Genomic DNA, 8,972 nt, shown 5'->3' on the forward strand with positions numbered 1-8,972 from the left:
ACCTCGCCGCGCACCACCACCGGCTCACCGAGACCATTGCCGCCCTGGCCGTGGCCCCGGAGGAACTCCCGCTCGGCATGCTGCGGCCCACACCGGATCCGGCCGGGCCCTCGGCCACCGCCGGGGTGACCGAGACGCTCGTCGATCGATTCGAGCGCATGGTGGCCGCGAACGGCGGGTCCATCGCCGTGGCGCATGGCGACGAGCAGCTCACCTATGCCGAACTCGACGAGCGGGCTCGCGGATTGGCCCGGATCATTGCCGGATACGGTGTCGGCCCGGGGAAATTCGTCGGCCTGGCGTTGCCGCGCTCCATGGACCTCATCGTCGCCATTGTCGCGGTGCTGCGCGCGGGCGCCGCCTATGTTCCGCTCGATCCGAGCTATCCGCAGTGGCGGCTGCGGGCAATCCTCGACGATGCGGCACCGGCGCTCGTGCTCACCGGTGCTGGAGTCGAACTCCCGGAGGGGATCTCGGCGGCGCCCGTCCTGCGCATCGGGGACCCCTCGCAGGTCGTTCCGAGCGAGCCCGCCGTCCTGCGCTCGCCGCAATTCCCCGCCTACGTGATTCACACCTCCGGTACGACCGGCCGCCCGAAGGGCGTGGTGGTCACGCACGCCAATGTGGTCCGGCTGCTCACGGCGACCCGGCCGTGGTTCGAGTTCGGGCCCGATGACGTCTGGACCCTGTTCCACTCCACGGCATTCGACTTCTCGGTATGGGAGATCTGGGGAGCGCTGGGCCATGGCGGCAGACTCGTCATCGTCGACGCCGAGACCGCGCGGTCGCCGCGAGAGTTTCTCGAACTGCTGGTGACGCAACGGGTTACGGTGCTCAACCAGACGCCGTCCGCCTTCGGAATGCTGGTCGACGCCGAGGCGAGCCGGCCGGCCGGAAGCGACCGGCTCGCACTACGTTACGTGCTGTTCGGCGGTGAGCCGGTGGAGCCGTGGCGGCTGGCCGAGTGGTGGGCGCGGCATGATCCACGGGCGCCGCGCCTGGTCAATATGTACGGAATCACCGAGACGACGGTGTTCACCACCGGCACGCCGCTGGCGGGCACCGCGTCCGCGGGCGAAATCGGCACGGCTATACCGGATCTGGCTGTGTACGTCCTCGACTCCGCACTGCGCCCCGCCGCGCCCGGCGTGCCGGGTGAGCTCTACGTCGCGGGTCCCGGCGTCGCCGCGGGATATCTGCGCCGGCCGGGCCGCACCGCCGTGCGCTTCACCGCAGATCCCTTCGGCGGGTCCGGCACCGTCATGTATCGCAGCGGCGATGTGGCGCGGTGGACCGAGAACGGGACACTCGAATACCTCGGGCGAGCCGATCGGCAGGTGAAGATCCGTGGCTTCCGCATCGAACCGGGCGAGATCGAGGCCGCCCTGTGCGCACTCCCGGCGGTGCGTGCGGCGGTGGTGCTGACCATCGAACACCGGCCGGGTGACCGGCGACTGGCCGCCTATGTCGCCGGCCCGGGTGTCGACATCGGCGCGGTGCGCACCGCGATCGCCGAACAGCTTCCCGCACATGCCGTTCCGTCCATCATCGTGGCGGTCGACGCCATCCCGACGACCCCCAACGGCAAGATCGACGAACGCGCCCTGCACGCGCTCACCAGCGATGGCACGGCACCCGGCGCCTCGCCGCGCGGCGAGGCCGAGGCACGGCTGCACGCCGTATTCGCGGAGGTGCTCGGGCACAACCGTTTCAGCGTCGACGACGGCTTCTTCGCCGTCGGCGGAGACAGCATCCTCGCCATCCGGCTGTCGGACCGCGCCCGTGCCGCCGGGATCGCGATCACGCCGCGGGATGTGTTCGAACACCAGAGTATTCGTGCGCTGGCGCGCATGGGCGGGACGCCTGCGCCGGAGCCCGCCCGAGCGGCGGCGAACCCGCTCACCATCCGCGACGGCCGTGCCCTCCTGCCCGCGACGCCCTTACAGGCCGGGCTGCTGTTCCACTCGCTGTACCAGGACGGGGAAGGCGAGGACCCCTATCTCGTACAGGTCGTGGTGAGGGTGGACGGCCCGATCGACGCGGAGCGGCTGAGCGCTGCCCTGCGCGCGGTGCTCGACCGGCATCCGCACCTGCTGGGCCGGTTCGTCGTGGATGGCGACACCCCGGAATACGAGATTCGCACCGACGTCGAGTTGCCTTGGCGGGTAGTGGATCTCGACGACCCGACCTCCGGTGAGCGCGACGAGGCGGTGGAGCGTGTGCGCGCCGAGGACGCCCACACGGAGCCGCTGGTGGGTCCGCTGCTCACGGTCACTCTCGTCCGCACCGGGCCGAATTCCGCCACTCTGCTGGTGACGCACCACCATGCGCTGCTCGACGGATGGTCGCTGGGCATCCTGCTCCGTGAACTGCTGCTGGGCTACCGCGGCCTCGAATTGCCCGCTGCCACACCGTTCACCGCATTCCTCGAATGGTCCGCGGCGCAGGACCATGACGGTGCGCGCCGGGCCTGGGCCCAGGCCCTCGCCGGAGCCGAACCGTGCAAGGTCGCGCGTGCGGACGAGCGGCGGTGGCGGCGGCCCGACGAGCGCAGCTTCGTCCTGCCCGCCGCCACGGTCACCGCGCTGCGCGAACAGGCCGCGGCGCACGGGCTGACGCTCAACTCGATGATCCAGGCGCTGTGGGCGCTGGTGATGTCGAATCTGACCGGAAGCGATGACGTCGTCTTCGGCATCACCGTCTCCGGCCGCGACGGCGGCGATCTGGACGGCGTCGTCGGGCTGCTCATGAATACCGTGCCGCTGCGGGTCCGCTCGCGCGCGTCGGAGACCCCGGTCGAACTCGCGGTCCGGATTCAGCGGGAACGCATGGCGTTGATGGAGTACGACCATCTCGGGCTGCCCGACATCCTGGCGGCGGCGAGCGCGAGCGACCTGTTCGACACCTCGCTCGTCTTCGAGAACTTCCCCATCGATACCGCTCTGCTCGACGATCCGGACGCGGACTTGCGCGTGACCGCCGTGAATGTCGTCGGCGGAACACATTTCCCGCTGACCGTCATCGTGGAGCCCGGTGCGGGCGCGCTGACCTTCCGAATCGCGGTGCAGCTCGAACAGGTCGATGCCCTCACCGAGGTCGACGAGCTGTGGTCGCGCATCCTCGTCGCCGCGGCGGCGCTCACCGCACCGCGGCAGTGCCCGGTCGGGCAGCTCGACCTGCTGCCGCCCGCGCACCGAGCCGAACTGCTCGCCGCCGGACGCGGCGCGGCGGCCGATATCGACAATGGCGGGCTCGCACAGTGTTTCGAGTCGACCGTACGGGTGCACGCACACGATGTCGCGCTCTGGTGCGACGGTGCTGAGCTCACCTACGGCGAGTTGAACGCCCGCGCCAATCAGGTCGCCCGCTGGCTGCGCACCCGGGGTGCGGGACCGGGCGTGCCGATCGGCATCGCATTGCCGCGCTCGGTCGATCTCGTGGTCGTTTTTCTCGCCATCGCCAAGCTGGGCGCGGTATGCGTACCGCTGAGCGACCGCTACCCGCTCGCACACGTGCGGCGGCTGCTGGCGTTCACCGGTGCCGAACTGGTGATACATGAACTCGACGGTGCGGCAACCGAGTTCGACGACAGTGATCTCGGCGTCGTCGTGCCGGCCGATGCCGTGGCCACGCTCATGTTCACCTCCGGATCGACCGGTGCGGCCAAGGGCGTGGAGGTCACCCACCGCAATATCGTGACGCGCGCCCGCGACCGGATCGGCCGGGACGACGGGCATCAGCGGATGCTGATGCATCTGCCCTACACCTGGGACATGGTGGTGTGGGAGCTGTGGCTGCCGCTGCTCAATGGTCACACCGTGGTGCTCGCGCGCTCCGGCGTCCTCGATGTGCACGACTACAGTGAGGTACTGCGCGCGGGCCGGATCACCTCGATCATGCTGTCACCGGGCCTATTTCACATACTCGCAGAGCAAATTCCGAACGAGCTCGCCGCACTGCGGATGATCGCGTCCGCCGGTGATGTGCTGCCCCCGCACGCCGCCGCGGCCGTGCGGCTCGGCGAGCACCCGCCCGTGGTGAGAAATCTGTACGGGCCGGTCGAAGCGACCAGCTTCGTGCTCAGCTTTGCGCTCCCGGACGACATGTCGCTGGACCGGCCGGTCCCGGTCGGACGCCCGGCCGACAATACCCGTGTCGCGGTACTGGACTCGGCGCTGCGACCGGTACCCGCCGGGGTCACCGGTGAGATCTACCTGTCCGGCGCGGGACTCGCCAACGGCTACCACCGTGAACCGGCGCGCACCGCGGAGCGGTTCGTCGCCGACCCGTTCGACGCCGCCGGTGGGCGAATGTACCGCACCGGTGATCTCGGGCGCTGGGACACCGACGGCCTGCTGCATTTCCTCGGCCGTGCCGATCGGCAGTTGAAGATCAACGGCTTTCGCGTCGAACCGGGAGAGGTAGAGTCGGCCATCCTTCGGGAGCCCGGTATCACCGCAGCGATCGTCACGGCGCGCCGGGCCGCGAGCGGACAGTCGCTCATCGCTCATGTCGTAGGGGACGGCGCCGTCGATACCGCCGCATTGCGCACCCGGCTGGCCGCGACCCTGCCCTCGTATCTGGTGCCCTCGGCCATCGTGGCCATGGACGAATTGCCTCTGACCCCCATCGGCAAGCTCGATGTCGGCGCGCTGCCCATGCCCGTGGCCGGTGAGCGCGTTCCCGCGCGCACACCACGGCAGCAGGTCATCGCGACCACGTTCGCCCGGGCGCTGGGAGTGGTGGAAGTCGGCCTCACCGATGACTTCCTCGTGCTCGGCGGCAACTCGCTGTCCGCGATCCGGATAGTCGCGGGCTTGCGGTCCGCGCTCGGAGTCACGGTGTCACTGCGTGATCTGTTCGAATCGCCGACCGTCGCCGCCCTCGATCAGACCCTCGAACGCCGCGGACCCGGGGATCTCCCGCACGGCTCCCTGTCACTCGAGACAGTCGACATCGCCGCCGTGCGCCGAACAGACCCGATTCCGCTCACGCCCATACAGCAGGGGCTGTGGACCGTGAATTATCTCAGCGGCAACCGCCCCGACTATCTGATCACCACCGGACTCGAGCTGCACGGTCCGCTCGACGTCACGGCGGTGGAAGCGGCCGTGAACGATCTGGTCGAACGGCACGAAATCCTGCGCACCGTGCTGCCGTACGCCCTGGACGGTCCCATCCAACGCATCCTGGCGATCGAGTCCGCACGGCCGGACTTCCGGGTTGTGGATATCTCCGACGGCGAAAACGTCGATAGCGCAATCGATTCCGAGCTGCGACGGGGCTTCGACCTCACCACGGAACCACCCCTGCGCATCCGCCTCTACCGCTCGAGCCCCGAGCACCACATCCTGCTCGGGGTGATCCACCATGTCGCCGGCGACGGCGAATCCCTGCCTGTGATCCAGCGGGACCTGCTCACCGCCTACCGTGCCCGTGCTGCCGGGCAAGCGCCCCAATGGTCCACTGCGGCAACACAGTTCGCGGACTACACGCTGTGGTTGAGGCGATTGCTCGAGTCCGGGGGCGTGCACGGCCGCCTGCTGGCCCGGCAGGCGCGCTACTGGCGCACCGCACTCGACGGGCTGCCACCACATCCGGTGCTACCCACGGATCGTCCGCGCGCCGAACGCCGGGAGAACACCGCGGCAGCCGTCCCCGTCCACCTCGACGCCGCCACCCACCGCGCCCTCGCCCGCACTGCCCGCACCCACCGCGCCAGTATCTACATGCTCATCCACGCCGCCCTCGCCCTCGCCCTGCACGACCGGGGCGCGGGCCCCGACCTGCCCATCGGCGTCGCCCTGAGCGCCCGCGACGCCGAGGGCCTGCAGGACCTGGTCGGCTGCGTAGTCGACACCGCGATCGTCCGCGTCGACCTCTCCGGCGACCCGCCCCACTCCGACCTCGTCCAACAGGTCCGCGAACGCGTCCTCGCCGCCTACGACAACAAGGAGTTCCCGTTCGACAACCTCGTCGAAATCCTCAACCCACCCCGCTCCCGAACCCACCACCCGCTTTTCCAGGTCATGGTCACCTACCTTCGCGGAGCCGAAATCGCCACGGCCGGAGCCGAACTGGCCATCCGGCACCGCCCGGTCCCGGTCCGCCACACCCCTTGGGAACTCCTACTCAACCTGCGTGAGGAGTACACCCCCGACGGCGACCACGCCGGAATCCACGGCGAAATGATCTACGCCGCCGAACTTTTCGACCACCCCACCGTCGAATCCATTGTCACCGCCATGACCACCGCGCTGGAGACGCTGTGTACCGAACCGGCGGGCACCGCTCACCCGCACCGCCGGGCAGACCGCGGCGATCAGGTCCCACACCGCCCCCGTGTGTAGGCCAACCGACCTGGCACCGGACTCGGACCTGGTCGGGCAACCCTCGGTGGCGATGGAGTTCACGCCGAGTTCGATGGCCCGCCGTCCCGATCGGAAAGCGTAGTTCGCGCTCGATCGGGGGGCGCGGCAGCGAGGTGAGCTCGGCATGGGTCCGGCGGCGTGCGGGGTCTGCGCACGGACGGTGCCGGTGGGCCGCGGCGCCGGCCAGCCGCAGCACCCGGGAGCGGCGATCGGACGAAGCGGGCGGCGTTATCGGCGGTCTTCCTTCCGTTGGATGGAACACCAGCGCCACACGACGATGGCGGCGGCCAGTGCGGCGGCAATCGGGACGTCGATGCGAATACGCTCGGGGAACCACGATGTGCGGCAAAGCAATTGGGCGATCACCGCCCCGAGCGCGCCCGAGCCGAGACCGAACCCCGCCGCGAGTGCGGCCGGTGGCATACGCCGCGGCCACGTCCACCGGACTTCCCGGTATCGAAGCCACATGCCGAAAAAGAAGGCCACCACCGCAGACGTGCCCCCGATCGATGTCAGCGCGGCGAGCACCAGTTCGGGCCGACCGGTGAGCAATCCGCCCACTCCCGCGCTGAGCGCCGGCGCCAGGTACGCGAACAGGACTTCCCGCCACAGGACGAATCTGGGCGGCATCGCCGTTGTGCTCATATGATTAGGTACCTAACTATATGGTCGTAGCAAAAGCGCCGAACAGCAGGGTGCCGCACTCAGTCCGCGGTGAGTGCGCCGATGCCTCGGCCGATGCGTTCGAGTAGGTCGAGAAAGGTGGCGCGTTCCTCGGAGGTGAGTGCGCCGGCCATGGCCTGCAGGCGACCGAAATGCTCGGGAGCCATGTCGCGAAGCTGCTGGGCGCCGCGCGCGGTGAGTACCGCCACCACACCGCGACCGTCCTCCGCCGAGGCGCGGCGGCACACCAGCCCCTGCTGTTCCAGACCGGCTATGAGTCCGGTAACCGTTGCGCGCGTGACGCCGAGCACGGTCGCCAGCTGCGACGGCGACAGCTCGCCGCCGGCATCCTCCAGTGCGGCGAGCAGGCGATAACGCCCGGCCGAGAGTCCGAATCGCGCGAAATGCGCCTCGGTCGCCTGGGTGAGCCTGGCTCCTGTGGCCAGCAGGCGCACCGCGACGAGCACGACCCGCGGGTCGATGTCGTCTTCGAGTGCGTAGCGCCGGATCTGCGACCGCGCCTGCTCCAGTGTGGGAGCCACAAGGGCATCATCCGGATCTGTCGCCATGGATTTAATATGGCACCTAACTATCTGTCCGTCAAAGTCGAAACGAGATCGCCATGGCTCCCTCTCTCGCCGGTGTGCATCACCTGAAGCTGCCGGTATCCGATCTATCGGCCGGCATCGCCTGGTTCGAGACCGCGCTCGGTGCCAGGAGGCTGGAGAAGTTCGACCATTGCCATCCCGACGGCACCCTGTTCGGCGTCATCATGATGCTGCCCGGTGTGGCGATTCCGGTGGAGTTGCGCCTGAATCCGCTGGCGGCCACCGCGATAGCGGGCTTCGATCCGGTCACCCTCGGCGTCGACGGGGTCGAGGGATTGCGGCGGTGGGCGGCCCATCTGGACGAGGTCGGCGTCGAGCATTCACCCATCATCACCGGATTCATCGGACACCTGATCGAATTCCGGACCCCCGACGGACTCTGCGTCCGGATCTACACGAACCCGCCGAACGGCTTCGCCCACGCTCACATGCGTAGTCCACACGATTTGGTGTGACAGTGGGGGAACACGCTGGGGTTCTCCCACCCCGAACGCCCGACCCTCGAACCCGACAGCCGTGGCGAGGCTCTGGGGTGTTCAGTTCCCGCCGGCGACCCGGTGACGATCTCCGCCGACTCGGTGACCGGGTCTGCCGCCGTCCTCGATCTTGTTCACGGTGTGCCATTCAATTCGGTGACCGGACTTGGAATGGAAATCCGCAGTAGTACAGCAGGGTCCGAAGATCGCGGCTGTCAGTTCGGCGGTCGCCCGTCTATCAGGTCCTCGGCCAATGCTCTGAGCCGGACGGCCGGTCCGCCCGTCGGGTAGATCCCGCCGACCGCGAAGGCGCCGACGATGGCGAGATGGAGCTGATCGGCGAGCCGATCGCCGTCGGTGACACCGAGCCGTGCCGTCAGCGCGCGGAGCCGCCGCGCGAGTTCGTGTTCGTGTTCGGCGCACCGCAGCCGGATACGCTCCGATTGCGCACTGCTGAATTCCGCGGCTGTGTTGACGAAAGCACAGCCGCGGTAGCCCTCGCGCGTCGCGACGTCCTGGATCCAGGCGAGCTGGGCCTCGAGTTCGTCCCGCGCGTCGGCGTGGCGCGACGCGGTCCGGTCCCATCGGGCCCAGAACCTGTCGTCGCGCTGCTGCAGCACCGCGAGAACGAGGTCGTCCTTGGTGGGGAACCAGCGGTACAGGCTCGCCTTCGCCATCCCCGCCCGTCGCACCACCTCATCGACACCGATGGCACGCACACCGTTGTCGTAGAAGAGGTCGGTCGCGATGCCGACGAGTTTGTCGCGCACCGCGATACCGCGCAGCTGCTTGGGTTTTTCGGTCACGTTCGTTCCGGTGCGTTCACTACGATCGCGGCCTTGCCGAAGCCGCGC

General features: G+C 68.9%; 5 protein-coding genes (1 of these 5 cut by a window edge). 2 read left to right on the forward strand and 3 right to left on the reverse strand.

Annotated elements, in window-relative coordinates; all coding sequences use genetic code 11:
• Positions 1 to 6,350: the 3' portion of an amino acid adenylation domain-containing protein gene (locus ACIRRA_RS05950; protein WP_402763649.1), read on the forward strand. Its footprint begins 1,207 nt before the window's first position; only the last 6,350 of its 7,557 coding nucleotides appear in the window; the start codon falls outside the window, past its left edge; it ends in the stop codon at positions 6,348 to 6,350.
• A gap of 249 nt (positions 6,351 to 6,599) precedes the next feature.
• On the opposite strand, the gene ACIRRA_RS05955 is transcribed toward ACIRRA_RS05950, so the two are convergent.
• Both ACIRRA_RS05955 and ACIRRA_RS05960 read right to left on the reverse strand, forming a co-directional pair.
• The gene (locus ACIRRA_RS05955; protein ID WP_402763651.1) at positions 6,600 to 7,016 is read right to left on the reverse strand and encodes a hypothetical protein; all 417 of its coding nucleotides are present in this window, start codon (positions 7,014 to 7,016) and stop codon (positions 6,600 to 6,602) included.
• Between the two features lie 59 nt (positions 7,017 to 7,075).
• Positions 7,076 to 7,603 carry a MarR family winged helix-turn-helix transcriptional regulator gene (locus tag ACIRRA_RS05960; RefSeq protein WP_402763654.1) on the reverse strand — a complete coding sequence of 176 codons (528 nt, stop codon included), beginning with the start codon at positions 7,601 to 7,603 and terminating at the stop codon, positions 7,076 to 7,078.
• Between the two features lie 53 nt (positions 7,604 to 7,656).
• On the opposite strand from ACIRRA_RS05960, the gene ACIRRA_RS05965 reads away from it, so the two are divergent.
• Positions 7,657 to 8,097, forward strand: a complete 441-nt coding sequence (locus ACIRRA_RS05965) for a VOC family protein (protein WP_402763657.1) — start codon at positions 7,657 to 7,659, stop codon at positions 8,095 to 8,097.
• Positions 8,098 to 8,333: 236 nt separating this feature from the next.
• On the opposite strand, the gene ACIRRA_RS05970 is transcribed toward ACIRRA_RS05965, so the two are convergent.
• On the reverse strand, positions 8,334 to 8,972 hold a 639-nt coding region (locus ACIRRA_RS05970; protein ID WP_402763659.1), incomplete at its 5' end, for a TetR/AcrR family transcriptional regulator.

This window comes from Nocardia sp. NPDC101769 (assembly GCF_044766925.1).
Taxonomy (GTDB): Bacteria; Actinomycetota; Actinomycetes; order Mycobacteriales; family Mycobacteriaceae; genus Nocardia.